Origin of the sequence: Leucobacter sp. Psy1, assembly GCF_020096995.1 — a bacterium.
In the GTDB taxonomy this organism is placed as follows: Bacteria; Actinomycetota; Actinomycetes; order Actinomycetales; family Microbacteriaceae; genus Leucobacter.
This window is the reverse complement of sequence record NZ_CP083692.1, coordinates 367,151-392,461: the sequence shown is the minus strand read 5'-3', so window position 1 is coordinate 392,461 and position 25,311 is coordinate 367,151. Positions and strand designations below refer to the sequence as shown.

The window sequence follows — 25,311 nt, the reverse complement described above, 5'->3', positions numbered from 1 at the left end:
CCTGACCACGACTGCGCAAGCGGTGAGGATGAATACATGAGCATCAAGTACGGTCTGATCGGCCTCGGCATGATGGGGCGTCACCATGCCCGTTTACTGCGCGAGGTGGACGGTATCGACCTGATCGCCGTGGCGGATGCCATGGGTGATCCTCACGGAGTGGCCGGCGACACCCCCCTACTGGACTCGGTGCACGGCCTCATCGAAGCCGGCGTCGAAGCCGCAGTCGTCGCGGTTCCCACCAAGTTCCACGAAGAGGTCGGCCTCGCTCTCGCCGAAGCGGGCGTGCACACGCTCATCGAGAAGCCGGTCGCGCACTCGCTCGAAGCGGCGACCCGCCTGGTCGACGCGTTCGATACGGCGGACCGCGTTGCTGCGGTCGGCCACGTGGAGCGGTTCAACCCGGCGCTCATGAGCCTCCGGGGCCGTATCGAGAACGGTGACCTGGGTGATGTGTACCAGATCCAGACGCGCCGGCAGGGGCCGTTCCCGGTTCGGATCGCGGACGTCGGCGTGGTGAAGGACCTCGGCAGCCACGACATCGATCTCACCGCCTGGCTCGCGCAGTCCTCCTACACCTCCGTAGCCGCCCAGACCGCCTTCCGCAGCGGTCGCGAGCACGAAGACATGGTCGCGATCACCGGCAAGCTCGCCAACGGCACAATGGTGAACCACATCGTCAACTGGCTGACCCCGTTCAAGGAGCGGCTGACCGTCGTCACCGGCGAGCGAGGCGCATACATCGCCGACACGCTCACCGCGGACCTCTCCTTCTTCGAGAACGGCACGACCGAGGGCACGTGGGATGCGATGACCGCGTTCCGCGGCGTGAGCGAAGGGACCATCACGCGGTTCGCGCTCGACAAGCGCGAACCGCTCAGAAGTGAGCACGAAGCCTTCCGCGACGCGACCCTGGGCGTGCGGAACGAAGCGGTCACCCTCCGCGAGGGGCTGGAGACGCTGCGCGTCGCCGAGTCGGCGATCGAATCGGCCGCAACGGGTGAGACAGTCCACCTCTAACGAGCACAGGACGAAGAACGGATACGCGTGGAAGACAGTTCACACATCAGCTCGATGGCGTTCATCGGCGAAGGTGTTGAGATCGGCGAAGACGTCGCGATCGGGCCTGGTGCCGTCATTCTCGGGCCCTGCGTGATCGAGGACGGGGTCTGGATCGGCCCTGGTGCCCAGATCGGGGCCCCGCCTGAGATGTCGACTCTCCCGCAGAACCCGGCGTGGGCGGGAGACCTGCAGCACGCCGGCGTGCGGGTGCGTGCGGGAGCCGTGATCCGCGAGGGAGCGGTCATCCACCAGGGGACCTATCGCGAAACCACCGTCGGCGCTCGGAGCTGGGTACTGAATCGCGCGTACCTCGCGCACGACGTGCTTCTCGGCGACGACGCGACCGTCTCAGCGGGCGTCAGCATCGGTGGACACTGCATCATCGGCGACCGGGTGAACATCGGCATGAACGCCGTCGTCCATCAGCGGCGGTTTATCGGTGCCGGAGCCATGGTCGGCATGGGCACCCCTGTCACTCGCGACGTGCCTCCCTTCGCGAAGGTCTACGGTACTCCCCCGCGGCTCGCCGGAGTGAATCGCATCGGCGCGAGTCGGTCCGGCCACTCGGATGCCGCGATCGATGCGCTGGCATCCGCGTACGCCTCGGGTGATCTCCTCACCGGGGCCGCGCCGCGTTCCGGCGCGCTCGCGGAGCTCGAGGACGCACTCGTGCCCTGGCGCACCACCGAGGGGCTCCGCCCCGTGAGCGTGAATGAGGAGCTTCGACCGTGAGCACGCACTCCGCCCTGACCGATCCGGAGTATTCGACCCCCGGGCAGAGCAAGGGCCTCTTCAGCCTGATCCGGCAGCGCTACCTCCTGTCCCTCCTCCTCCGGAAGGGCACGGCGACCCGCTACTACGGATCCGCGCTCGGCTGGGTCTGGTCGTACGTGAAGCCCGGCGCCCAGTTCCTCATGTACTACCTCGTGATCGGGGTGATTCTCGGCGCTGACCGTGGCATCTACCTCTTCCCGATCTACCTGTTCTCAGGCATCGTGGCGGTCAACCTCTTCAGCGAAGTGCTGCGCAACACGACCAGCGCACTGATCGACAACAAGTCGCTCATCAAGAAGATCTACATGCCCCGAGAACTCTTCCCCGTCGCGGCCGTCGGGGTGGGCTTCATCCACTTCCTCCCGCAGGCGCTGCTGCTGCTCGTCGTCGCGCTCATCTTCGGCTGGACGATCGGCTGGCTGCAAGTGGTCGGTTTTCTCGTCGGCGTCGTCCTGATCCTGACCTTCGCGCTGGGCCTGGGACTGTTCTTCGGAGCGATCAACGTCGCATTCCGAGATGCCAAGAACATCGTCGACATCATCCTGATGTTCTCGACCTGGGCGTCGCCGGTGCTGTACTCCTGGAGCATGGTCGCCGAACGCGCACCCGACTGGCTGTACCACATCTACATGGTCAACCCGATGACCTCTGCGGTCGAGCTCTTTCACGATGCGTTCTGGCTCCCGCTGTCGCCGAATGCCGCGCGCCCCGAAGAACTGTTCACCAACGTGCTGATCAGCTTCGGCATCGCGATCTTCACACTCGTCATCGGTCAGCTCGTCTTCCGAAAGATGGAGGGTTCCTTTGCCCAGCGACTCTAGTGCCGTGATCGATCCGGAGGAGAAGCCCGCGATCGTATTCCACGACGTGTGCAAAAGCTTCAAGATCAACCACACCCAGTCATTCAAGGAGACGTTCATCGCCTCCCTGAAGCGCAAGGAGCTCTCGACGCATTTCAACGCTGTGGACGAGGTCTCCTTCGAGGTGCCCCGCGGTCAGTCGGTGGCGCTCATGGGCCGCAACGGTTCAGGTAAGTCGACGACGCTGAAACTCCTGTCCGGAGTTCTCCGGCCCGACTCCGGCTGGGTGCGCACCCGTGGTCGCACCGCCGGCCTCATCGAAGTCGGCGCCGGATTCCACCCTGACCTCACCGGGCGCGAGAACGTCTACCTCAATGCCGCGATTCTCGGCATGAGCAAGGAGGAGACCGAGGACCGTTTTCACCAGATCCTCGAGTTCTCCGAGATCGGCGACTTCATCGACACCGAAGTGAAACGCTACTCGTCTGGCATGTACGCGCGGCTCGGATTCTCGGTCGCCGTGCACACCGAGTTCGAGACGCTGCTCGTCGACGAGGTGCTCTCCGTCGGCGACGCGCAGTTCCGGCTGAAGTGCGAGCAGCGCATGCTCGAGCTTCGCGAGCAGGGCAAGACGATGTTCATCGTCAGTCACGCCGCCGGTCAGCTCAAGAAGCTCTGCGATCGCGGAATCGTGCTGGAGAAGGGACGCGTCGTCTTCGACGGCCCGATCGACGAAGCCGTGCTCGCTCTGAATCCGCCGAAAAGCCCTGACCTCCCGTTCGAGGTGCCTGGCGCGATCGGCGAAGTCTACTTCCAGAAGCCTGCTCGATATGGTGAGCCCACGGGCCAGCAGATCGAAATCACGGAGAATGGAGGCGGCACCTATCAAGAGTTTGAGAAGGGCGTGATCACCTCCTACACCGATGAGAGCGGCGATCCGGTCACCCTCGGTCTCACGCGCGGCATTTTTCTCGCCGCGTATCGGAAGCGCGGAGGCCCCGGCGGAGACTGGGGTTTCATCGCAGGCGCAACAGCGGGAGACATCGCCGAGGACGAGCCGAGAACCATGCCGTTCAGCAACGGTCTGGCGACGTACACGATCGACAACGGGATGAGTTTCGCTCCCGGAGCGGTCCGAGATGACGCGGCCTAATCGTCACTGACCGAGGATGAGACGCTCCACCACTCGAGCGGACGCGCTTCCGTCATCAGCGGGGTTGAAACGCCGCACGAACTCCTGCCTCGCCTGCCGATCGATCGCCCCCTCGAGGGCATCTGAGACCGATTCCCACAGCGCCTGCTCCGAGGTCACCACGGGGCCGGGCACTTCCGATTCGTAATCGAGGTAGAACCCCCTCAAACGGTCTCGATACTGCTCGAGATCGTATGCGTAGAAGACGATCGGACGCTCGAGCACCGCCGCGTCGAAGAAGACTGACGAGTAGTCGGTCACCAGAACATCCGAGATGAGGAGCAGATCCTGGATCTCGTCGTACGCCGAGACATCGCGAATACGACCCTGCAGCTCCTGCGGGATCTCGATCCCTCGAGAGATCAGGGTGTGCAAGCGGAGGAGCAGGATGGTGTCGTCGGGAGTCGACTGCACGAAGCGATCGAAGTCCATCGGAAGATCGAAGGTGAAGCGCCCGCGTGTACTGAACTGATCGTCTCGGAACGTCGGAGCGTAGAGCACGACGCGCTGCTCTTCGGAAATGAGCATCGCCCGCCGAATCTCGGCCGCCCGCGCATCTCGATCGGCGGAAACCAGCGGATCGTTCCGTGGGTACCCGAGCTCGACGACGGTTCCGTCATAGCGAAAAGCGGAGCGGAACGCCGCAGTGGCATACGCGCTCGGTGACAGCAGATGCGTCCATTGCTCAGTCGCCGCTGTCACGCGATCCAGATAGCCCTCGTCACGGCCGAAGACCTGTGCGAGATCATGCTGCATCTTTTTCAACGGGGTGCCGTGCCAGGTCTGAATGTATGTGGTCTTCGGGGGACGCTGCAGATAGTGCGGCGCGTTCTGGTTGAACACCCACGTTTCAGCGCGGGCGAGATTCCAGAAGTAGCCGGGGGACAGCCTCGTGACCGCTGACGTACCGGGATCAGAGAAGCGGTGGGGCCTGTCGAGCACCCAGACTTTAGGCGAATCGGGCGAGCGCCGAGAGAGCTCTTCGTAAATGTATCTCGGCGAGTCGCTGTACTGCTTCCCGACGTGCGACTCGAAAACGACCAGACCCCGTTTCCGCGGCAGACGGCTCACGACTCGATACATCGCTTTCATGGAGGGATAGTAGAGGCCACTTCGCCGATACCATTTGAATGCGACGGAGCGCGCTTCGACGAGCCCCGGGCGCGTGTAGTGCCGCCGGGAGACGGAGGTCGCGGAGATCGCTTCGTACACGCGGCGGCTGTGATCGGTATCGCGATGTGCGAGGAACTTGTGAGAACGATCGCGAAGCGCTTCTGGCTGGACGAAGCCCGCGGCGGCGAGTTCATCCAGACGGGCCGTGACTTGGAGTTCACCGAAACAGACGTAGCCGGGAAGCTCGGCGTCGAGATTGATATGCGACCCGTACTTGCCGATGAAGCGGGTGCGGTCGAACTGGAAGTAGATCACCGGTCGCTCTTGGAAGCTGAAGTCGAACCCGACCGACGAGTAGTCGGTGATCATGCATGCGCTGCGCATCATCAGCGACTGCACGTCCTCTTCGCCCTGGTACACAACCCGTACGTGAGCACCCTCGAACAGATGACTGTATCGCTGCATATTGGGGTGCAGGCACAACGTCACCGTGAGCCCGCGCTGCTGCAGCACACGAGTGAACGCCTCAGAGGTGAGGAGACCGTGCCAGCGCTTGAAATACTCGGTGTCGGTGAAGTCCTCTGCAGAGCGAAGCCAGTCCCGCCAGGTCGGCATCACCAGAACCGTCCCGGGCTCGGCAGAGGATCCCGGAGCAAGCAACCGGTCGAACCGTGGGAGCCCGGTGACGACGACCTCGTCTTCGTCGTAGCCGAAGTCCGAGACGATATAGCTCTTCTCGTACTCCGAAGACGTGATGAAGAGATCGGTAGCGAACCCAGGAACGTCCTTGCCGTAGTTCGGCACCATCCACTTCGTGCCCATCACGCCGTGCTGCAGGAAGACTCTCGTGCCGCGCAAGTGCTTGACGTAATCAGGGTTCTGCGTCGGATACAGATAGTCGACGTGGTGAGTGCCCACGAACTTATCGGCGGCAAGCGCGAGTTCGAAGTGTTCACGAGAGCCATGCTCGATGACGTGGTCAAAGTACCCGAGATTCTTGCGCTCGGGTGAGTCCTTCTGCAGAACATAGTAGGCATCGATCTCAGGATGGTGCTCGCGCATCCAACGGTAAAAATGCATCCCGTTGTCTTGAGCCTTATACGGGAGTTCTCCGATGATCCAAATCGGTCTGTCGCGCTGTCTGACGCGCTTCGCCCTCCGCGCCATCGCGCCTGAAGGATCGAGCAGTGGCGAGATCTCTGTGGGGAAATACTCGACTCGAGCGGAGAGCGCTTTCGCTTTGAACGTGAAGTACGGCAGGATCGTCAGCACTCCACCCGCGGACTGCGCCGTCGACTCGGTGTGGAACAGTCGTGCGAGGAACGGGACACGCGTCAGTCGTGCATCGATCTGCTCACCGGACCGCGAATCCCGGAGACGCAAGTAGGCGTCGAAGTTATCGCGAAGCACCAGCTCGTCCCACCGGGCAGGATCGAAGACGACCTCTGCCGTAAACAGGTAAGTCTTGCGGCCGGCGTCGTGCAGAGTCCACATCTCATCGAGCTGGAGAGTGGCGGGGCCGAGGAACTCGCTCCCCGTTGCATGCGCCTTCCAGACGAACTCGGCTGCGTCGATACCGCCGGTCAGCACACCGATGCGACCCGCAACGGTGATACGACTACTCTGCACATCGATTGAATCGGCGTAGGCGGCGACTCGCGTCGCCTCCGGCTCCCCCACCGCGAAAATCAAGCTGTTGAAGCGATTTCCCCGAATTTCAGCGACACCTACCTCGCTCGGAAGCCGGTGATTCTCGGAGAGGGAGAGTTCAGCAGAATTGCCCGCCCAGCAGATCCAGTCGCAGAGATCCTCAGACCCTCCGGCCGCTCTGATGATCGCGCTGGCGCGCTTCGCCGGGACGATCCACCCGTCATGGATGTAGCCGCGGAGATACGATGAGTCCGCCGCTGAGCTCGAGGGTCCGAACACCCAAGCGATCTGCAGAATGAGGGTGGGGAACTCAACGGCATCGTCCACTTCGTCGCCCGTTCGTGCGGCTTCCGCTTCAGCGTCAGCAGCGAGATGTCGTCGCGCCGTCCGATACATCTCCTCGATCTCGGTCAGCGAGACGCTCGCACATGCACGCTGTGAGCCGTTCTCCCCGATTCTCGATTCGACATCGAAGCGCCCGAGCACGCGATCCCGCCACCCCACGACGAGTCCGATCGGAAACGCTTCACTGAATTCTTGTTCGAGTTCGAACTGGTTGCCGCTCACACGCGCAGCCGCCGAAGGAGATACTCCTGCCCGCACACTCCGTCTGACCTGGTTGCGACGCTCCCGCGCGATCGAGAAGCGTCCGATGGCTCTATTGAGTCGTGGCAATGAGGAATCCGGTCGTAAATAGGGGATGAACGGTTTACGACCTTTAGGTTAGCTCCACTCCGCTGAGGAGGACGTGATTTGCCCGTACTGAGAAATAATCACCAGTCGATCACAATTGCGTATCTCGATTGATCGTTGTCCTGCACTTTGGTTACTGTTCACAGAGGTCCGATAAGCAAACCAAAGGTGTAACTTCTCGCATGTATTCCCTCCTCCTGCTCAACGGCGGCATCGGTAGCCGCGTCGGTGCTGGGCAACCCAAGCAGTTCTTGAAGGTGAAGGGGATTCCACTGTTGGTCTACCCCCTTACGGTCGCTGACCGGATCCCGGAGATCGCCGAGATCGTGATGAACTTTCCCGCTGGTCAGCTCGATGCCGTCCAGAAGCTCGTCGCCGACTACGCGATCGAGACTCCGGTGACCTACGTCGAGGCCGGAGCAACTCGGCACGAGTCCGTTGCGGCACTCGTGCCGCACGCAACGTACGAGCAGGTCCTCGTCCACGAGGCGGCTCGACCGCTGGCGAGTGCTCAGGACTTCCGGCGCCTGATCGACTCCGAGCACCGCAACGTCTCGCTGATGCACCCCATCCCATTCACGGTCGCCCCGGTCGACCCCGAGGCGCACACCGTGACGGGCTCTCTCGATCGGAGCAGACTGCGCAACGTTCAGCTTCCGCAGAAGTTCGCTAAGGATGACCTCGCCACCGCTCACGCGGCAGCGGCCGAACGACACGAGACGTTTACCGAGGACGCGACGCTCGTCGCCACGCAGGGGTATCCGGTTCACTTCGTCGACGGATCCGACATCAATCTGAAGGTGACCACCCCGGTGGACGTCCGTCTCGCGGCGTTCCTCATGCACGACGGCGAGGAGGAAGAATGAGCAAGACTGCGCTGATCACCGGGGCTTCGCGCGGCATCGGCCGCGAAACTGCGAAGCGGCTCCTGCAGAGTCCCGAGGTCTCTACCATCGTCGTAGCGGCACGGCCGTCCTCGGCGTACGAAGCGACCCTCGAAGAGTTGCGCTCAGAAGCCGAGCAGCTCGGCAAGCAGGTGGTCGACCTCACCGTCGACGTCGGAGATCGCAGTGCACTCCAGGAGGCGCTCAAGCCTCTCGGCGAGCGCGTCGGCAATATCGACATACTCGTGAACAATGCGGGCTACACGAACCCCGTTCCGGTACACCAGATCGAGTTCGAGGACTTCGAACGCACCATGTCAGTGAACCTGTACGGCCCATTCACGCTGATCCAGGACCTCCTCCATCAGGGGAACAGTTTCGACCTCATCGTGAACATCGCGTCGACCGCTGGCATCAAGGGACGTTCCGGGTGGCTCACGTACTCGGCGTCGAAGGCCGCCCTCATCAACATGAGCGACGTCCTGCGCGAAGAACTCGCGATCTTCGGCACTCGGGTCGTCAGCATTTCTCCTGGACGGACAGCGACCGACCTCCGAAAGGTCCTCGCTCCCGACGAGGATCCGGCGACGATCATGCAGCCGGACAGCGTTGCGGAAGTGATCGGCATGCTCGCGTCTCCGGTCGGCCAGTACATCGACTCGGAGAACCTCGTTGTCCGACAGTAGGCCGCTCGCGACCGTTCCATTCGGAGAGGACCAGCATGCTCCGCACTAAAGTTCCCGGAGCCGTCATCGCGCTGTCAGCGGTGCTCGGGAGCGTCGCCCTCCTGGCAGGGTTCCTGTGGACAGGGCTCGCCGTCTGGGTACTCGGGTACGGCCTCCTTCTCGTCCGTCAGATCAGGGAGATCAGGTACCGGCGTTGGCGCAATCACGCCGTAACGCAGGTGGCGACACGCATCTCGTTCACCTTCGGTATCGCAGGTCCCCTCATCTACGGCGATGCGAACGGCGCGCTCTTCGCATGGTTGGCGTTGAGCGTGACGGTGTTCCTCATCAGGTTCTCGCGTGGAATCCTCGAAATCTCACGCAGCCTCCCCTTCGACGTGATCAACCTCCCGGGCGCGGACCTCCCCCAGCCCCACCCCAGGACGCTCACGGCACTGATGCTCACGCTGCTCGCGCTTCCTGCCCTGCTGATGGCGTTTGCGGTCGCCCAACTCCACGGCGTGGCGCTGGCCGTGTGCGCCGCTGCCGTGGCGATCATCGCACTCGTCGCGCTCATTCAGGCCCTCCGCCGGCGTCGGGCCGGCGACCGCTTGTTCGCAGAGTTGCAGAGTCGTCTCGAGAGCTACGATCCCACGTTCATCCTGTACTGGGTCGCGCCGGTCAACAGCGCCTACCAGATCAAGATGTGGCTCCCGTTCCTCGAGCGTCTGGGAGAGCGCTTCATCGTGGTGGTCCGCAATGCCGGGAGTCTTCCCGAGGCGATCGCAGCAGTTCCCAACCACCCGATCGTCTTCGCGCGGACGCTCAGTTCGATCGACAATATCCTGCCTGCCACCGTCTCGACGGTGTTCTACGTGAACAATGCCGACCGCAATGCGCATATGGTGCGATACAACCATCTCACGCACATCCAGCTCCTCCACGGAGACAGCGAGAAAGCCTCGAGCTACAACCCGGTCACCGCTATGTACGACCGCATTTACGTCGCCGGGCAGGCAGGGATCGACCGCTATGCGGACAACAACGTGAGAATCCCAGAGGACAAGTTCGCCATCGTCGGCAGGCCGCAGGTCGAGGACGTCATCCGTGATGACTCTCCCATCGGCGAGAAAGACCGTCCGACGGTGCTTTACGCGCCGACCTGGCGCGGGTACTTCAACGATTCGACCTACAGCTCGCTGCTCATGATCGAGCCCCTCCTCGACAGGCTGATCGAGCGCGGATCTCGAATCGTTTTCCGTCCGCACCCGTACAGCCGCCAGGATGGGGCGCTCTCGGCCGCCATCGATCGCATCCACGACCGGCTCCGCGCGGATAATGAGAGTAGCGATACCGGTCACCTGTTCGGGTTCGCCGCGGAGACAGAGATGACGGTGAACGACTGCTTCAACATCAGCGATGCGATGCTTGCCGACGTCTCGAGTGTGGTGTCGGACTACCTGTACTCGGGGAAGCCGTTGGGACTGATGACGGGCGCCTCTTCACCTGAGGAGCTGATTCGGGAGCTTCCGCTCGCACGGTCCGCATACATCTTCCCCGGTACCGACGAGACGGTCTGGGATGAGCAGCTGGCCGCGATGCTCGGCAACGATCCTCTCGCTGATATGCGTCGAGAAATGCGCCGCCACTATCTCGGGGATCTTCCCGCCGACGGCTACGCGGACGTCTTCGTGCGCACCGCGAAAGAGGATCTCGCACGCGCCGAGGAGCGGCATCGCGCACAGGGCTTCACCTTCGCGGCAGGACAGGACTAACCGCTGACCGACCCGCCCCAGCCCGACGGCTCGACGACCATCCGGCAGTTGAGCGCCGTGGCGACGTCACGCATCCACCCCAAGTCAGGTCTCCGTTGACGCGTCACGGTCTCGGAGCATCCACGCATCTGCGCGCAGCGCCTTCGCGCTCGTGATCTCCCAGCCGGCGAGCACCGAGGCACCCGCGGCCACCGAGATGAGCGCGGACAGCATGCTCGGGGCCCCCGCCCCCGCGCTCCCGGACACCATCGTGATCCCCGCGAGGTCCGTGAGCATCAGGGTGACGTAGCCGATGAGCAACCCGAGCGCAGCGAAGCAGACACGATGAACTGAACGACGACGTGTGCTTCGAAGCGCGCGTCCGAGCAGATAGGCGAGCGCACTCCCATAGGTGACGTACACGAACCCTGCGATCGCACCGGCGAGCAGCATGACGTATGGCACGATGGCAAACTCGGTCCTGCCGGGCGTAGCGCTCTCACCCGCGAAACTGGACGAACCGATGAACGTGACCCACGGCAGCGCCACGATGAAGATGCCGATGGCCCAGACACCGCCGCGGAGGAACTCGGCACCGGTGAACGCCATCGGCCGCTGCGGCGAGCGCGGCGACCGCATCACGCCATCACTCGTCAAGCAGCACCCGGCGGAGCTCGGCCTGGATCCGGTCCAGGTTGCGACCGTCGTCGAACTCGTTGATGAGCGCGTACTGGCGCTCGTGCTCGGCCGTGCGGAAGGCGGCGAGGTCGATCACTCCATCCCGCGAGAGTCCCGTCGCAGCGATGGCCCGCAGGCCCGTGGCATCGAACGTGCGGTACCCGACGTACTCCTCCGGCGCCGGGATCAGCGGTCCCGTCCTCGCTTCGTATGCCGACAGGTCAGGCTGGAAGAACAACACGGCGGCCCCGCGGTAGAACGCGTTGTAGGCGATCGACGAATAGTCGGTGATGAGCAGCTTGGTGTCGTGCAGAGCGTCCGCGACCGAGCCGGCCCACAGGTCCGCGGCCAGCGAGGTCGAAGCGAGTTGCTCGGCGACCTTCGGGTGCGGCACGAGTCGGATCCGGGCGTCTCGCGAGACGCTTCGGATCGCGTCGACGGCCTCGGTCATCACCCGCGCATAGGTCGTCTCCGAGAAGTCCTCGACCGCCTCGTCCTCGGCTCGCCACGTGGGCATGATCGTGACCACGTCAGCAGTCCCGGGGCCGATGGTTCCTGGTTGCAGCAGCCCGAACTGTCCGAGCCCCGTGATGAGGACCTGGTCGGGCGTCAGCCCGAGATCCCGAACGATCACGTCGCGCTCCTTCGCGCTGCTCGCCACGATGTACGCCGCTTCCCCCTCGCGTCCGCGGGCGAAGGGCGACCGCGACAGGTTCTTGAGGTAGATGATGCCGTGCTGCAGGAAGACGTACGGGGTGGTGTAGATCCGCCGCCGCAACCAGCCATTGTTCGACCGGAGGAGACTGAGATGGGTCGGGATCTCGGTGCCGACATAGGTATCGGCACGGTAGATCGCCCAGTAGTATCGCCAGCTGTACTTCCGCAGCGTGCGGGGGTGACGTGCCGTCCGGGCGTAGTCGGGGCTCGACGCATCGATGACGAAGTAGGTGTCGGGCGCGTGCCGCTGGAACTCGGTGAACAGCTCGAAGGCGCCCTCGTCGGCGTGGGCGGCGAACTTCTCGTAGAACACGGTCACCCGGCGCCGGCTGGTGCCTCGCGCTACGGCGGTCGCGAGGAAGAGCAGCGCCGAGACGAGCCAGGACTCGCGCAACCGGAAGCGGAGCGTGCGCTCCCGCGGCACCATCGGCCTGCGCACGAACACCAGCAGGTCCTTCGCCGTGCGACGCAGGTGCTCCGCAGAGCCGCCGCGGAACCGCGGGGACACCGGTGCGTAGTTGAGTCGGGGGTGCTGCTCGGGGCGCCGTCGCGGATACCTGACACCGAGGCGCTTCCGACCGCTCTCCTGCTCGATAGTGAATCGCACGCGGTGATTGACTTCACCCTCGTTGCCCTCGGGCAAAGGCAGCCGCAGGAGATGGAAGCAGCGGAGCAGCGCCAGCGGAGACTTCGGCTGGCGCGAGGCGACGGGAACGTCGATCCGCTGCGGACGGCCCGAATCGCCGACAGCCACCGTGATCTTCGCGGGCCGGCCGGACCGCTTACGGTGGTCGTAGGCGTACAGCAGCACCCACAGGCGGTCCCCGATCAGCCGCGCCCACAGCGCGCGGTGCCGAAGAGTCATACGCACCCGCTTCCGATGTCGGTTCTCGGACGGGGTCGCGCACTCCGCGACCCGGGTTCCCTGCCCACTACTCTAGTCGGCTGCCCTTGAGGTTCAGGGGAGCTCGGCGTGAGATGCTGGAATGCAAGGCCAGCTGTGAGACTCGACCGAAGGACGCCGAACCGATGCCCGTGAACACCCCCTCGCGCAGCCTGCTCCTCAGCGTGCTGCGGCGCGGCCCCTTCACCGTGGTGAAGGATCCTGCCGAGCGGTTGCGGCGGCGCGCCCTGAGTGCGCGGTTCCGATCGACCGTCGCCGGCGACGCCGATCTTGGGATCGTCTACGCCTACGAGCGGGTCTGGCTCGCGAGGCGCGCCCCCGGCATCACCCAGCACGACGCCAGGCGGCGCAACTTCGCGAACACCGTCGCTCTCTTGCGCGAGCACGACGTCCCCTTCTTCGCCGTACCCAACGCCACCCGAACCGACGCCACCATCGCCGTCGAACAGGAGCACTGGCAGCGCTTCGCCGACGCCGTGGGCACGGAGGCCTCGGGTGATGACGGCACCCTGCACCTCGGCATCGAGACCGTAAACCCCTCGGGCAAGAAGCGGCGCTCCGTCGTGCGGGCAGACTCGTCAGCGGCACGCCGAGCGCTCCAGGAGCAGAGCACCATCGAACTCTTCGAGTTCTTCATCGACCCCGACCATGTGCGCCGCATGGGACGCGCGGAGGCGACCGTCGTCGAACGCTGGGGCCGCGCCGAGGACGGCTCCCTCGAAACCGCGGCGAAGAACACCCGCACGGCATCCATCGACCCGTCGGCGATGACCCCGGCGACCACAGAACTCCACGGCGTGGAGGTGCCGACTTTCGCGCCGCTCGACCGCCCGACGGTCTTCGAGACGCGGGAACCCGTCGACGTCGTCTTCCTGTGGGTCGACGGAGCGGACGCCGAGTGGAGCGCCAGGCGCGACCGCGTGATCGAGGAGCTCACCGGCGTCGCACCTGCAGACAGCATCGATCCCTCACGCTTCCGCGACAACGGTGAACTCAAGTACTCGATGCGTTCGGTGTTCCAGCACTGCGACTGGGTGCGCAACATCATCCTCGTGACCGACGGGCAGACGCCGAGCTGGCTCGACACGTCCCATCCGCGGATCCGCATGGTGGATCATCGGGAGCTGTTCGGCGACGCCGGCGCACTTCCCACATACAACTCGCACGCGATCGCCGGCCGTCTGCACCACATCGATGGCCTCTCCGACCGCTACCTGATCTTCAACGACGACGTCTTCATCGGGCACGACATCCCGGCGAACCAGTTCTTCGAGCCGAACGGCGTCGCCCGGTTCTTCCTCTCCAAGTCGACGCTGCCGGTCGCATCCGAATTCGATCTCACCCATGAGTCCGCTCGCCGCAACGCGGTCGACCTCCTCGAGCGCGAATACGGAGTCACGGCGACGCGGATCTTCTACCACACGCCGATCCCGCAGCTCCGTCATCTACTGCTTGAACTCGAGAACGAGTTCCCCGAGGTCTTCACCTCGACGTGGTCGCATCAGCTCCGCTCCCCCGACGACACCGAGATCAACGGGTGGCTGCACCACTACTTCGGTTACGTGCGCAAGCAGACGATGCCCGGCGACATTCTCTACAACTACTTCGACCTCAGCGACCCCGAGTTCATGCCGCGTCTCGCCGCGCAGCTGAAGTCGCGCAAGGCCGCAACCTTCTGCATCAACGACAACCCGGACGCCACCGCCGAGAACATCGCCTACCTCAGGGACTGGCTCGAGACGTACTTCCCGACCCCGGCCCCCTGGGAACTCGCTAGCCGACCCTGACCACCGCCACATGAACTTGCGCTACCGCGCGCATGAGAGGACGATTGACGTATGAGTAGTGACGCCCGCCACGAGGCCGCAGAATCCGCTTCCGTCGACGCTGCAGCAGCCCCCGAAGCCGCAGCTGACGCCTTCACCATGTTCGCGGTCTTCCGCACCAGCTCGAGCCACGCTGAGATCTTCGACGGCCGCGACGTGCCCGGCATCGTGGAAGAGCTTGAGGATGTTGTCCGCCTCATCGGCGACGAGGGCGTGGTCATGCGCGGCATCTACGACGTCAGCGGCATGCGTCACGACGCCGACCTCATGTTCTGGCTCCACGGCTCGTCCGCTGAGGACCTGCAGTGGGCGCTCCGCCAGCTGCGCCGCACCGCGCTCGTGAAGCCGCTCATCCGCACGTGGAGCGCTGTCGGAGTGCACCGCGAGGCCGAGTTCAACCGCTCGCACGTGCCCGGTTTCGTCCGCGGCATCGAAGCGAAGCAGTGGCTCGCCGTCTACCCGTTCGTCCGGTCGACCGACTGGTACCTCATCGACCCGGCAGAGCGAGGCCGCATGCTCGCCGAGCACGGTCGCGAGGGTGCTCAGTACACCGGAGTAGTGGCGAACACCGTCGCCGCCTTCGCGCTCGGCGACTACGAGTGGCTCCTGCCGATGGAAGCGGACGATCTCACGGAGCTCGTCGACATGATGCGCGCGCTCCGCGCCGTCGACGCGCGCCTGCACGTCAAGGAGGAGGTGCCGTTCTTCACCGGGCGTCGCATCCTCCCCGCCGAGGCCATCGAGGTGCTGCAGTAACCGTTCACACGACCGTTGGGGCGCTGATCACCGAGAGCAGCTGCAGCTTCTCCGCGCTCTCGCTGCCGGGTTCCGCGGTGTAGACGAGGAGGGAGTGCGACGACTCCGGATCGTGCAGGATCTGGCAGTCGAGTTCCAACTTCCCGACCTCGGGGTGCAGGTACCGCTTCCCCGTGCGCGGCACGATGCCGACCTCGTGCTGTTCCCAGAGCGCGCGGAACTCCTCGCTCCGCTGGAGCAGCCGATCCGCCAGTCCCGCCGCGCGGCTCTGCGGACCGCGGAGCGCCAGCACGCGGCGCAAGCCCGACGCGTACATGCGGGAGAGGAACGTGTGATCCTCGGCGGGGTGGATGTCTCGCACTCCCGGCAGCGTGAACCACCGGTACCCGATGCTGCGCTCGGGTCCTGCGTACCGCGAAAGATCACCGACGAGGGCGACGCCGAGCGGTGTCTGCCTGAGACTCTCCCCGAGCTCTGTGACGATCTCGGCCGGGGTGTCGCCGAGGCGATCGAAGATGCGCATCATGCCGGGACTCACGTGGTCTCCGCCTCCGGATCGAGCCGGGGGCTCGTGCCCGGCCAGGCGGAACAGGTGGTCGCGCTCCGCGAGCGATAACCGCAGCCCCTGGGCGATCGCAGCGATCATCTGCTCAGACGGGTGAGGCCCGCGCTCCCGCTCCAGCCGCGTGTAGTAGTCCGTCGACATGTGGCAGAGAGCCGCCACCTCTTCACGGCGGAGCCCGCGCGTACGGCGACGCTGGCCCCGCGGGAGCCCGACGTCCTCCGGCTGCAGCGCATCGCGGCGCTTCCGGAGGAAACCTGCGAGTGCGGCACGATCGATCATGCCGCTATTCTCGCGCACCGTCGTGTGGGTATCCGGGGATCGGCGATCCCTGGATACCCCGCTCCGTCCACGCGAGACTGACAGCACGACGCCAGACAACCGCACGGCGCCGCACAACAGCGCTCCGCGCAGCACCCGCACCCGCCCCGCCCCGCCCCGAGGGAGACCCCATGAACCCGAGACCCGTCCCCACCGATCCGAGCACCATTGACGCGTCGGCATTCAGGGACCGACGCGTCGTCGTCACCGGTGCCAGCGATGGCATGGGCGTCGAGATCGCGTCCGTACTCGCCGGGTCGGGCGCGGAGGTGATCCTCCCGGTCCGCAACCCCGAGAAGGGCGCGCGTGCCGTCGCGCACCTCCAATCCCTGCACCCCGATGCCCGGGTCTCGCTCCGCAGTCTCGATCTTTCATCGCTCGCTTCGGTTGCGAGATTCACCGCTGACCTCGTCGTCGAGGGCGTTCCGGTCGGCCTGCTCATCAACAACGCCGGTGTCATGACGCCGCCGGAACGTCAGACCACAGCCGACGGGTTCGAGCTGCAGTTCGGCACCAACCATCTCGGGCACTTCGCGCTGACGGCGCAGCTCATGCCGCTCCTGCGGGCTGGGCGGGGGCGAGTCACCACGCAGACGAGCATCGCCGCGCAGCGGGGCACCATCAACTGGGAGGATCCGCAGTGGGAGCACCGTTACGACGGGATGGCGGCCTACCGCCAGTCGAAGATCGCATGCGGACTCTTCGGTCTCGAACTCAACCGGCGGAGCGCCCGGGCAGGATGGGGCATCACCAGCAACATCTCGCACCCCGGCGTGGCACCCACAAACCTGCTGCGGGCGCGGCCCGAACTCGGACGGAGCACTGACACCGGCGGAGCCCGCATGATCCGCGCACTCTCGGCACGCGGCATCCTGTTCGGAACCGTCGCGAGTGCCGGCCTCCCCGCACTCCTCGCGGCCACATCTCCCGCCGACGGCGGCTTCTTCGGCCCCCAGGGCATCGGCGGGGTCGGCGGGCACCCGGGCGAGCTGCGCCCCTGGAAGCCGCTCCGAAGCGCGGACGATGCCGCTCGTGTGTGGGAGCTCTCGGAGCAGCTGACCGGCGTGCGTTTCACGTGACACACGGGACCACCGGTCCTCTACGCTGGAGAGCAGCAACGCGACGACCGTCGCACTCACCGCACCCGAGCCCCACAGGAGTCCCGTGCGCACCGAGCAGAACGTTCTCCGCCTCTCATTCGTCGGCATTCTGATCTTCGCCGTCGTCGCCATCGTCTTCGGCCTCATCGCCGGTTCGTCGGCGATCCTCTTCGACGGCGTCTTCTCCGGGGTCGACGCACTGATGTCCCTCGCCTCGATCTGGGTCGCGGGACTCGTGGCGAGATCCGCGTCGAACACCTTCTCCGAGCGGACGCGTCGCCGCTTCGGGTGGGGCTTCTGGCACCTCGAACCCATCCTGCTCGCCGTGAACGCCGTCCTCATGATGAGCATCGCCGGGTACGCGGCGGTGCAGAGCGTGCAATCGATCCTCGATGGCGGGCGCGAAGTCGAATTCGGGCCGGCCATGATCTACGCCGTGATCATCCTCGCGCTCACCATCACGCTCACCATCGTGGAATACCGCGCGAACCGGCACATCGGGTCCGCCCTGATCGCGATGGACGTGAAAGGGTGGATCATGAGCGGCGGCATCACCGCCGCGCTCCTCATCGCGTTCGCCATCGGCTCCGTGCTCGACGGCACCGATGCCGAGTGGTTCGCGCCGTACGTCGACCCGACGGTACTGCTCATCGTCGCAATCGTGCTGGTCCCGGTGCCGATCGGGATCCTGCGCTCCGCACTCGCCGACCTGCTCATGGTGACTCCGCAGGATCTCCAGCGGGAAGCCGAGGAGCACGCACACCGGCTCGTCGAGGAGAACGGGTTCGACGCGGCCGAGGTGTACACCGCCAAGATGGGGCGGAGTCGCGAAGTGCAGATCTTCATCCGCGTCCCCCGCGGCGCCGAACCTCGGGCGCTCGAGGAGTGGGACGACCTCCGAGCGCCCATCGTCGAGGCGCTGCGCGGAGACGACCCGAACCGCTTCGTGACGGTCACGTTCTCGACGCGCTGAGCGGTGCCGCGCGTGTGGGGCAGCCCGTCGCGCCGACACATGGCCCTCGCGAAAGCACATCTCCCTTCCCTCACATTCCGTGTGCCTTCGTGAGGAAGATGTGCCGCCGTGGGTGGACGGGGATGAGTGGCCGGGGCCCACGCGGGCGCATGCAAAAAAGGGGGCGACCGCAGCCACCCCCTTTTTCGTCACGCTGCTGATTACACGAGCGCGTCGATCACCTCGTTGAGCGATGCCGACGGCCGCATGACGGCGGTCACGAGCTCGGGGTTCGGGCGGTAGTAGCCTCCGATGTCAGCGGGCGAGCCCTGCACCGCGATGAGTTCATCGACGATGGTCTGCTCGCGCGACGTCAGCTGCTCGGCCACCGAGGCGAACTTTTCAGCGAGTTCGGCATCCTCGGTCTGCTGAGCGAGTTCCTGTGCCCAGTATAGGGCGAGGTAGAAGTGGCTGCCGCGGTTGTCGAGCGAGCCGAGCTTGCGACCCGGCGAGCGATCCTCCTCCAGGAAGGTGCCCGTTGCACGATCGAGGGCGTCTGCGAGCACCTGAGCCTTCGCGTTACCGGTCGACTGAGCGAGGTGCTCGAGCGATGCCGCGAGGGCGAAGAATTCGCCCAGCGAATCCCAGCGCAGGTAGTTCTGCTCGACGAGCTGCTGCACGTGCTTCGGAGCCGATCCGCCCGCACCCGTCTCGAACAGGCCGCCACCGGCGAGCAGCGGGACGATGGAGAGCATCTTGGCGCTCGTGCCCACCTCGAGGATCGGGAAGAGGTCAGTGAGGTAGTCGCGCAGCACGTTGCCGGTCACCGAGATGGTGTCCTCGCCGCGGCGGATCCGCTCGAGCGAGTAGCGCGTCGCCTCGGCGGGCGCGAGGATCTTGATCGTGAGACCCTCGGTGTCGTGATCACCGAGGTACTGCTCGACCTTGGTGATGAGCTGCGCGTCGTGCGCACGCTCGGCGTCGAGCCAGAACACGGCGGGCGATCCGGTTGCCCTGGCCCGCGTCACGGCGAGCTTCACCCAGTCACGAATGGGGATGTCCTTCGCCTGGGTGGCGCGCCAGATGTCGCCGGGCTCGACCGTGTGCTCGAGCAGCACGTCGCCCGCCCGGTTGGTGACCTGTACGCGGCCGGCCGATTCGATTTCGAAGGTCTTGTCGTGGCTGCCGTACTCCTCGGCCTTCTGAGCCATGAGACCGACGTTCGGCACCGTGCCGATGGTGGCGGGGTCGAGCGGACCGTTCGCCTTCACATCGTCGATGACCGCCTGGTAGACGCCCGCGTACGACGAGTCGGGGATCACTGCGAGCGTGTCGTCTTCGCCGCCGTCGTAACCCCACATCTTGCCGCCGTTGCGGACGAGCGCCGGCATCGAAGCGTCGACGATGACGTCGGAGGGCACGTGCAGGTTCGTGATGCCCTTGTCGCTGTTCACGTAGGACAGGCGCGGGCCGTGCTCGAGGTCGGCAGCGATCTCGTCGGCGATGACCTGCCCACCGGGGACGGCGTCGAGGCCCGAGAGGATCGAGCCGAGACCGTTGTCGGGGGTGAGCCCGGCGGCGGCGAGCGAGTCGCCGTGCTTCGCGAATACGTCGGAGAAGAAGGTCTTCACCGCGTGACCGAAGATGATGGGGTCGCTGACCTTCATCATCGTCGCCTTGAGGTGCAGCGAGTAGAGCAGGTCGTCGGCCTTGGCCTGCTCGATCGTCTCCGCGAGGAACGCGTCGAGCGCCGCAGCGGACAGGAACGTCGCGTCGACGACCTCACCCGCGAGCACCTTGACCTCGGCCTTCAGCACCGTCTCGGTGCCGTCGGCTGCCACGTGCGTGATGGTCAGCACGTCGTCCTCGGGAATGAGCGTGGACTGCTCGTTGGAGAAGAAGTCGTCGTGCCCCATGGTGGCCACTCGCGTCTTCGAGCCCTCACCGAAGGGCTTGTTCACGTGGGGGTGCTTGCGCGCGTAGTTCTTCACGGCCTGGGGCGCACGTCGATCGCTGTTGCCCTCGCGCAGAACCGGGTTCACGGCGGAGCCCTTGATGCGGTCGTAGCGCGCCCGGACATCCTGCTCTTCGAGGCTCTTCGGCTCATCGGGGAAGTCGGGAATGTCGTAGCCCTGGGACTGCAGCTCGGCGATCGCGGCCTTCAGCTGCGGGATCGAAGCCGAGATGTTCGGCAGCTTGATGATGTTGGCCTCGGGCTCAGTGGCGAGCGCCCCGAGCTCGGCGAGGGCATCGCCCACGATCTGCTCGGTCTCCAGCCGCTGGGGGAACGCAGCGAGGATGCGGCCCGAGAGCGAGATGTCACGGGTCTCGACGGCGACGCCGGCTGCTCCGGTGAATGCCTCGACGATCGGCAGGAACGAGGCAGTCGCCAGAGCGGGTGCCTCGTCGGTGTGAGTGTAGACAATCGTGGAGTCCGTCACGTCTCGTAATCTCCCAAGGGTGTTGGCGGCGGGGTCAATGCGCGGAGAACCGCGGCTCCCAGTCTACAGCCTTTTGAGATTTTATCTTGACGTCGAGATAAATGGACCTCGTTACAGGTCGCGGAACTTCTCCCGGCCCACCCACTCCCGACCGGCGTCCCCACCCCAGGCGTCCCACGCCACCCTGCCGGGCGAGGGGTATCCGGCATCGCCTCGGTGAAACCCTTCCGCATCCCGGTCGACCTCGTGTCGCGCGAAGTACTGCTGCATCTTCTTGATGTCCGCGTCAGGAACGGAGCGGCGTTCTGCAAGCTGATGCGCCCGCTGTTCACCGGTATCGGTGAAGCCTTTCCCCGCCCGCCCATCGGCGATCCACTCGACGGCGCGTTGCGCGGCCCTGACAACATGCTGCGGAGGTTCATGTCCTGACATGGGGGCATTCTGCCAGTCCGGGAGCCCACTGTCACGGGGTGTTCCCCTCAGGCTTGGCGTCGCTAGGCTCGCCACACCGGCTGCGGGCGCGTTCCAAGCGCCACCGTAGCACCGAAACGAGGAGGCATCAGATGAGCACGGCAGAAGAACTCACCCAGGAGAAGGTCGTCGAGATCATGCGCGATGAGCGCTTCGTCATGTTGTCCACCGCGACGAAGACCGGCAAGATCGTCTCCCATCCGATGACCCCGCAGGAGGTCACGGATGACGCGGCGGTCTGGTTCTTCATCGGTCTCCAGGGCGACCAGGCCGACGCGATCCGCGAGAACCCGGAAGTGAACCTCGCGTTTGCCGAGACCGGCTCCTGGCTCTCCGTCGCGGGGCGGGCCGAGTTCGTCGAGGACCGCGCCAAGGTCGACGAGCTGTGGGACGGCCAGGTCGACGCGTACTTCTCCGGCAAGGACGATCCGAACCTCGGCCTGCTGCGGGTGACCGGCGAGTCCGCCCAGTACTGGGGTGTGCCGGGAAACAAGGCCGTCGCCGCAGTCAAGATGCTGGCATCCAAGGTGCGCGGCACCGACGGGCCGGGTGTCTCAGGCACCACCGAGCTCTAACCCGCGCCCCGCGCGGGCAGTGCCCGGCGGCCGCGCCCGGCGGCCGCGACGTCGAGATCGCAGAAAGTCGCCCTTCGAAGCCACCGAAGGGCGACTTTTCGCATTCTCGGCGCAGGAGGGCGGGCATGGTGCAGCGGGCGAGGCGAGCACGAGGCACCGCTCGAGCCCCGCACCCCCTCCCTACTTGTCGCCGGGGAGGCCTCCGCCGATGAACCGCCGGAACAGCACGCGCTTCACCCCGGCCGGCATGAGGCGATAAACGCCCTTCACGACGACATTGCGCACGTACTGCCCGCGCGTGATGAACCCGATGCGCAGCATCGCACGCTGCAGGCGCCACTCGGTGCGCGCCTCCTCCAGGCCGCCGCGACGCTCGAACGCGCCGGACCCGACGCGGTACTTCAGCAGCGGATCCGCGATGTTCTCGGTGCGCGCTCCCGAGGCGATCATCCGGATGCCGAGCCAGTAGTCCTCCATCTTGCCGAACGGCTCGTACCCCCCGATCGCCTCGACCGCGGCACGTCGGTACATCATCGTCGGGTGGTTGAACGGGTTGTGGGTGCGCGCGTGGTCCCGAATGCGGTCCGAGCCGACCGGCGGAACCCGGCGCGCACCGAGCACGTCGGGATCCCGCTCGAACTCGACCATGCCGGTACCGACGAGGTCGGCGCCTGCGGCGATCAGCTCCCATTGCCGTTCGAAGCGGTCGGCGACGGAGACATCGTCCGCGTCCATCCGCGCGATCACCGGGTACCGGCACGCGGCAAGACCGGCGTTCAGCGCTCCGGTGAGCCCGACGTTGCGGGTCAGCCGCACCACCTCCACCGGCACCGGGCTTTCGGCGACGAGCCTGTCCAGTTCTGCGGTCAGCGGATCGCCCACCGGGCCATCCTGCACGATGATCACTTCGGCCGGCGGCAGCGCCTGCCCTCCGACCGAGCTGTCGAACGCGAGCCGCACGTGCTCAGCGGTGTCGCCCGCGTACACGGGGAGGAGCAGGGAGAACTCCCGATCCTCCGACATCAGCCGACCCGCGCGTGCTCGCGCGCGGTAAGGCGCTCGAGCTCGACCATGACGTCGATCGGCACGCCGGTATTGCGCAGCACATCCTTCGTGGGTCGCGGCTTCGCCCCCCAGGCGTCGGCCCATCCGCGGCGCAGGCAATCCAGCAGCTGCCCCCGGTGCTTCGCGGCGAGGAGGGTGCGCACCCACCGTCTGGCGGTTGCACCGATGTAGAGCACCTTCTCCCACCCGTGCAGCGCGTCGCTGCAGCGGAAGACCCACACCTTGTTGCGCACCTCGTAGTAGAAGCGCGGGCCGGGGTCCTGGTCGCTCGACCCGCGGATCTTCGTCTTGTGGGTGACCACCGATTCAGGGACGAACAGTCCTCGGGCACCGCGCAGCAGACGAGCCGAGTACTCGAAATCATCGTTCCAGAGGAAGTAGTCGGCGAGCGGAAGGCCGACCTCGCGTACGCGCGCGGCACGGAGGAACGCCGAGACGAAGGAGATCGATCGGATCTCCATGCCGCCCGTACGCTCCGCACGCTGCCGCTCGGCGGCCGACGCACGGATCTTCGCCTTGGGAGTGTTCATCGGGTGGTCCTGACCATCCGTCCAGAGGACGCGCGACCCCATGACGGCGAGCGCGTCGCGCCCCGATGCGCGGTAGCGATCGTGGGCGGCGAGCGCCGCTTCGAGTGCGCCCGTCGTCGGCACGGTGTCATCGTCCATGACCCACACCCAGTCAGTTTCGGGATCGGCGACCGCCGCCGCGATGCCGACCGCAAACCCGCCGGCACCACCCGTGTTCTTGTCGAGACGGATGTTCCGGCCGTCGGTCCCCCAGGCGTCGAGCAGCTCCTCCACCACGGCATCCGTGCCGTCGTCCGAGGCGTTGTCGACCACGATCAGCCGGTCGGGACGCCGGGTCTGCGCGGCGAGCGCTTCGAGCGATTCGCGCAGCAGCTCTTTCCGGTTGTACGCCACCAGCACCGCGGTTACACGCATTCAGGCACTCCTCTCAACGCCGTTCGGCGGTCACCCCAGTGTAGGCCAGGCCCCCGACACGACCCCTGCGCGCTTCGGGTGTAGATTCGGTATCGATGACATCTCAGGCGCCCGCGGCGGCGCCTCGCTCGTGGGTTCTGATGTTCGTCGCGGTGTGTCTCGTCGCCGCGAACATGCGGATGACCATCACCGGCGTGGGCCCGCTCCTCGACGACATCGCCGCTGACCGCGGCGTGAGCGCGGCTGCGCTCGGCGCCCTCGCTTCGGTCCCGCTCGTAGTCTGGGGCATCACGTCTCCGCTCGTGCACGGTCTCGGGTCGCGTCTCGGAATTTCCCGCGCCGTCACCATCTCCCTGATCGCTCTCGCGCTCGGCACGCTGTGGCGGTCGTTCCCCGGCAGTCCCGTGAACCTCTGGGCGGGCACGGCACTGATCGGCGCGTCGCTCGCGGTCGGCAACGTACTGCTCCCCGCCGTGATCAAGCGCGACTTCGGCAACCGCGTGCCGCTCGTGATGGGCGTCTACACGGCGATGCTCGGCGGGATCGGCGCGGTCGGGGCCGGCATCGTCGTTCCGATCGCCCACTTCGACCCGGGGTCGGGCGACCTCGCGCCGTGGGGCGTGGGCACGGAGCTGGGGTGGCGGGTCGCGCTCCTCTGCACGGCACTCGCTGTGCCGCCGGCGATCCTGGTCTGGGTGATCGCGAACGCACCGCGACGTCGCATCGAGTCCGTCACGGGGGCGGCGGATCCTGGCGCGCTCGACGCAGCACTCGCTCCCGCAACGGCGACCGCTCCCCGGCGGGGCTCGGCTGGCCGCCGCATCTGGCGCGATCCGCTGGCGTGGCTGGTGGCGCTGTACATGGGAGCGCAGTCTGGCGCGTTCTACATGATCTCCACGTGGCTATCGCCGATCGGCATCTCGCATGGGCGCACCCCCATCGTCGCGGGCATCGACACGATGCTCTACCAAGTGATCGGCGTAGCCGGATCGCTGCTGTTGCCCGCTCTCTTCCGGGGTCGTCTCCGCCGCTGGATCCCCGCACTCATACCGGTGTGCGTCGCGATCGCCGCAACGGGCATCGTGCTGTTCCCCACCGGCATGCCGGTCTGGATCTGTCTCGGCGGACTCGCCTCGGGTGCGTCGCTCAGCACGGCGATCACGCTCATGGCGGTGCGAGCGCGTGACCATGAGGGCGCGAGCGCGCTGTCGGGCATGGCGCAGTCGATCGGGTACACGCTCGCCGCGGTCGGCCCGTTCACCTTCGGGGCACTGCACGATCTGAGCGACACCTGGACCGTTCCGCTGGTGCTGCTGCTCGGCGCGCTCGGCGCCCAGTTCGCGACGGGGTTGGCGGTCGGGCGCGAGCGGTACGTGCTCGAGGATTGAGGTGCCGCACGGGTCAAGCTGGAA

General features: G+C 65.8%; 21 protein-coding genes. 13 read left to right on the top strand and 8 right to left on the bottom strand.

Annotated elements, in window-relative coordinates; translation table 11 throughout:
* Nucleotides 1-36: 36 nt before the first annotated feature.
* The 4 genes from K8P10_RS01835 to K8P10_RS15435 are packed head-to-tail and all read left to right on the top strand — an operon-like array spanning nucleotide 37 to nucleotide 3,789.
* Nucleotides 37-1,020, top strand: a complete 984-nt coding sequence (locus K8P10_RS01835) for a Gfo/Idh/MocA family protein (RefSeq protein ID WP_224780110.1) — start codon at nucleotides 37-39, stop codon at nucleotides 1,018-1,020.
* Nucleotides 1,021-1,047: 27 nt separating this feature from the next.
* A complete protein-coding gene (locus K8P10_RS15420; RefSeq protein WP_305069235.1) occupies nucleotides 1,048-1,794 on the top strand; it encodes a DapH/DapD/GlmU-related protein in 747 nt (248 codons plus the stop codon).
* Nucleotides 1,791-2,657, top strand: coding sequence for an ABC transporter permease (locus K8P10_RS01820; protein ID WP_224780109.1), 867 nt, complete (start codon nucleotides 1,791-1,793; stop codon nucleotides 2,655-2,657). The genes K8P10_RS15420 and K8P10_RS01820 overlap by 4 nt, the downstream gene beginning before the upstream one ends.
* A gap of 4 nt (nucleotides 2,658-2,661) precedes the next feature.
* Nucleotides 2,662-3,789 (top strand): ATP-binding cassette domain-containing protein, encoded by a 1,128-nt coding sequence (locus K8P10_RS15435; RefSeq protein WP_370631932.1) that lies wholly within the window; start codon nucleotides 2,662-2,664, stop codon nucleotides 3,787-3,789.
* A 3-nt stretch (nucleotides 3,790-3,792) separates the two neighbouring features.
* Here K8P10_RS15435 and K8P10_RS01810 read toward each other — a convergent pair whose 3' ends face one another.
* Nucleotides 3,793-7,158, bottom strand: a complete 3,366-nt coding sequence (locus tag K8P10_RS01810) for a CDP-glycerol glycerophosphotransferase family protein (protein ID WP_224780108.1) — start codon at nucleotides 7,156-7,158, stop codon at nucleotides 3,793-3,795.
* A gap of 308 nt (nucleotides 7,159-7,466) precedes the next feature.
* Between K8P10_RS01810 and K8P10_RS01805 the strand changes: the two genes are divergently transcribed.
* The 3 genes from K8P10_RS01805 to K8P10_RS01795 are packed head-to-tail and all read left to right on the top strand — an operon-like array spanning nucleotide 7,467 to nucleotide 10,608.
* Nucleotides 7,467-8,150 carry a 2-C-methyl-D-erythritol 4-phosphate cytidylyltransferase gene (locus tag K8P10_RS01805; RefSeq protein ID WP_224780107.1) on the top strand — a complete coding sequence of 228 codons (684 nt, stop codon included), beginning with the start codon at nucleotides 7,467-7,469 and terminating at the stop codon, nucleotides 8,148-8,150.
* On the top strand, nucleotides 8,147-8,854 hold the full coding sequence (locus K8P10_RS01800; protein WP_224780106.1) for an SDR family NAD(P)-dependent oxidoreductase: 708 nt from the start codon (nucleotides 8,147-8,149) through the stop codon (nucleotides 8,852-8,854). The genes K8P10_RS01805 and K8P10_RS01800 overlap by 4 nt, the downstream gene beginning before the upstream one ends.
* A gap of 35 nt (nucleotides 8,855-8,889) precedes the next feature.
* Entirely contained in the window at nucleotides 8,890-10,608 is a 1,719-nt protein-coding gene (locus tag K8P10_RS01795) for a CDP-glycerol glycerophosphotransferase family protein (RefSeq protein ID WP_224780105.1), read from the top strand.
* An 84-nt stretch (nucleotides 10,609-10,692) separates the two neighbouring features.
* On the opposite strand, the gene K8P10_RS01790 is transcribed toward K8P10_RS01795, so the two are convergent.
* Together K8P10_RS01790 and K8P10_RS01785 are read right to left on the bottom strand one after the other, a co-directional pair.
* The gene (locus K8P10_RS01790; RefSeq protein WP_224780104.1) at nucleotides 10,693-11,229 is read right to left on the bottom strand and encodes a hypothetical protein; all 537 of its coding nucleotides are present in this window, start codon (nucleotides 11,227-11,229) and stop codon (nucleotides 10,693-10,695) included.
* A gap of 4 nt (nucleotides 11,230-11,233) precedes the next feature.
* Complete coding sequence (locus tag K8P10_RS01785; RefSeq protein WP_224780103.1) at nucleotides 11,234-12,847, bottom strand: CDP-glycerol glycerophosphotransferase family protein; 1,614 nt, start codon at nucleotides 12,845-12,847, stop codon at nucleotides 11,234-11,236.
* A 164-nt stretch (nucleotides 12,848-13,011) separates the two neighbouring features.
* Here K8P10_RS01785 and K8P10_RS01780 point away from each other — a divergent pair, with 164 nt between their 5' ends.
* Entirely contained in the window at nucleotides 13,012-14,673 is a 1,662-nt protein-coding gene (locus K8P10_RS01780) for a stealth family protein (protein WP_224780102.1), read from the top strand.
* 51 nt (nucleotides 14,674-14,724) lie between these two features.
* Nucleotides 14,725-15,468 carry a hydrogen peroxide-dependent heme synthase gene (hemQ, locus tag K8P10_RS01775; protein ID WP_370631931.1) on the top strand — a complete coding sequence of 248 codons (744 nt, stop codon included), beginning with the start codon at nucleotides 14,725-14,727 and terminating at the stop codon, nucleotides 15,466-15,468.
* A gap of 4 nt (nucleotides 15,469-15,472) precedes the next feature.
* Here hemQ and K8P10_RS01770 read toward each other — a convergent pair whose 3' ends face one another.
* Nucleotides 15,473-16,312 (bottom strand): helix-turn-helix transcriptional regulator, encoded by an 840-nt coding sequence (locus tag K8P10_RS01770; RefSeq protein ID WP_224780101.1) that lies wholly within the window; start codon nucleotides 16,310-16,312, stop codon nucleotides 15,473-15,475.
* Between the two features lie 170 nt (nucleotides 16,313-16,482).
* Between K8P10_RS01770 and K8P10_RS01765 the strand changes: the two genes are divergently transcribed.
* Together K8P10_RS01765 and K8P10_RS01760 are read left to right on the top strand one after the other, a co-directional pair.
* Nucleotides 16,483-17,430, top strand: coding sequence for an SDR family oxidoreductase (locus tag K8P10_RS01765; RefSeq protein WP_224780100.1), 948 nt, complete (start codon nucleotides 16,483-16,485; stop codon nucleotides 17,428-17,430).
* 85 nt (nucleotides 17,431-17,515) lie between these two features.
* Entirely contained in the window at nucleotides 17,516-18,424 is a 909-nt protein-coding gene (locus K8P10_RS01760) for a cation diffusion facilitator family transporter (RefSeq protein ID WP_224780099.1), read from the top strand.
* Nucleotides 18,425-18,624: 200 nt separating this feature from the next.
* On the opposite strand, the gene K8P10_RS01755 is transcribed toward K8P10_RS01760, so the two are convergent.
* Nucleotides 18,625-20,844: an NADP-dependent isocitrate dehydrogenase gene (locus tag K8P10_RS01755; protein WP_224780098.1), complete on the bottom strand. Its 2,220-nt coding sequence runs from the start codon at nucleotides 20,842-20,844 to the stop codon at nucleotides 18,625-18,627.
* Between the two features lie 111 nt (nucleotides 20,845-20,955).
* Complete coding sequence (locus tag K8P10_RS01750) at nucleotides 20,956-21,276, bottom strand: hypothetical protein (protein ID WP_224780097.1); 321 nt, start codon at nucleotides 21,274-21,276, stop codon at nucleotides 20,956-20,958.
* Between the two features lie 131 nt (nucleotides 21,277-21,407).
* On the opposite strand from K8P10_RS01750, the gene K8P10_RS01745 reads away from it, so the two are divergent.
* Nucleotides 21,408-21,890 carry a pyridoxamine 5'-phosphate oxidase family protein gene (locus K8P10_RS01745; protein ID WP_224780096.1) on the top strand — a complete coding sequence of 161 codons (483 nt, stop codon included), beginning with the start codon at nucleotides 21,408-21,410 and terminating at the stop codon, nucleotides 21,888-21,890.
* Nucleotides 21,891-22,070: 180 nt separating this feature from the next.
* On the opposite strand, the gene K8P10_RS01740 is transcribed toward K8P10_RS01745, so the two are convergent.
* Both K8P10_RS01740 and K8P10_RS01735 read right to left on the bottom strand, forming a co-directional pair.
* Nucleotides 22,071-22,913, bottom strand: a complete 843-nt coding sequence (locus K8P10_RS01740; protein WP_224780095.1) for a glycosyltransferase — start codon at nucleotides 22,911-22,913, stop codon at nucleotides 22,071-22,073.
* Nucleotides 22,913-23,899: a glycosyltransferase family 2 protein gene (locus K8P10_RS01735; protein WP_224780094.1), complete on the bottom strand. Its 987-nt coding sequence runs from the start codon at nucleotides 23,897-23,899 to the stop codon at nucleotides 22,913-22,915. The genes K8P10_RS01740 and K8P10_RS01735 overlap by 1 nt, the downstream gene beginning before the upstream one ends.
* Nucleotides 23,900-23,994: 95 nt before the next feature.
* On the opposite strand from K8P10_RS01735, the gene K8P10_RS01730 reads away from it, so the two are divergent.
* Nucleotides 23,995-25,287, top strand: coding sequence for an MFS transporter (locus K8P10_RS01730; protein WP_224780093.1), 1,293 nt, complete (start codon nucleotides 23,995-23,997; stop codon nucleotides 25,285-25,287).
* The last annotated feature ends 24 nt before the right edge of the window (nucleotides 25,288-25,311 follow it).

What these genes read in the sequence shown, in the direction of transcription:
- K8P10_RS01785 (WP_224780103.1), bottom strand. Translation starts at nt 12,847, where the DNA reads ATGACTCTTCGGCACCGCGCGCTGTGGGCGCGGCTGATCGGGGACCGC.
- hemQ (WP_370631931.1), top strand. Translation starts at nt 14,725, where the DNA reads ATGAGTAGTGACGCCCGCCACGAGGCCGCAGAATCCGCTTCCGTCGAC.
- K8P10_RS01795 (WP_224780105.1), top strand. Translation starts at nt 8,890, where the DNA reads ATGCTCCGCACTAAAGTTCCCGGAGCCGTCATCGCGCTGTCAGCGGTG.
- K8P10_RS01740 (WP_224780095.1), bottom strand. Translation starts at nt 22,913, where the DNA reads ATGTCGGAGGATCGGGAGTTCTCCCTGCTCCTCCCCGTGTACGCGGGC.
- K8P10_RS01800 (WP_224780106.1), top strand. Translation starts at nt 8,147, where the DNA reads ATGAGCAAGACTGCGCTGATCACCGGGGCTTCGCGCGGCATCGGCCGC.
- K8P10_RS01805 (WP_224780107.1), top strand. Translation starts at nt 7,467, where the DNA reads ATGTATTCCCTCCTCCTGCTCAACGGCGGCATCGGTAGCCGCGTCGGT.
- K8P10_RS01730 (WP_224780093.1), top strand. Translation starts at nt 23,995, where the DNA reads ATGACATCTCAGGCGCCCGCGGCGGCGCCTCGCTCGTGGGTTCTGATG.
- K8P10_RS01735 (WP_224780094.1), bottom strand. Translation starts at nt 23,899, where the DNA reads ATGCGTGTAACCGCGGTGCTGGTGGCGTACAACCGGAAAGAGCTGCTG.
- K8P10_RS01770 (WP_224780101.1), bottom strand. Translation starts at nt 16,312, where the DNA reads ATGATCGATCGTGCCGCACTCGCAGGTTTCCTCCGGAAGCGCCGCGAT.
- K8P10_RS01750 (WP_224780097.1), bottom strand. Translation starts at nt 21,276, where the DNA reads ATGTCAGGACATGAACCTCCGCAGCATGTTGTCAGGGCCGCGCAACGC.
- K8P10_RS01780 (WP_224780102.1), top strand. Translation starts at nt 13,012, where the DNA reads ATGCCCGTGAACACCCCCTCGCGCAGCCTGCTCCTCAGCGTGCTGCGG.
- K8P10_RS01765 (WP_224780100.1), top strand. Translation starts at nt 16,483, where the DNA reads ATGAACCCGAGACCCGTCCCCACCGATCCGAGCACCATTGACGCGTCG.
- K8P10_RS01745 (WP_224780096.1), top strand. Translation starts at nt 21,408, where the DNA reads ATGAGCACGGCAGAAGAACTCACCCAGGAGAAGGTCGTCGAGATCATG.
- K8P10_RS01835 (WP_224780110.1), top strand. Translation starts at nt 37, where the DNA reads ATGAGCATCAAGTACGGTCTGATCGGCCTCGGCATGATGGGGCGTCAC.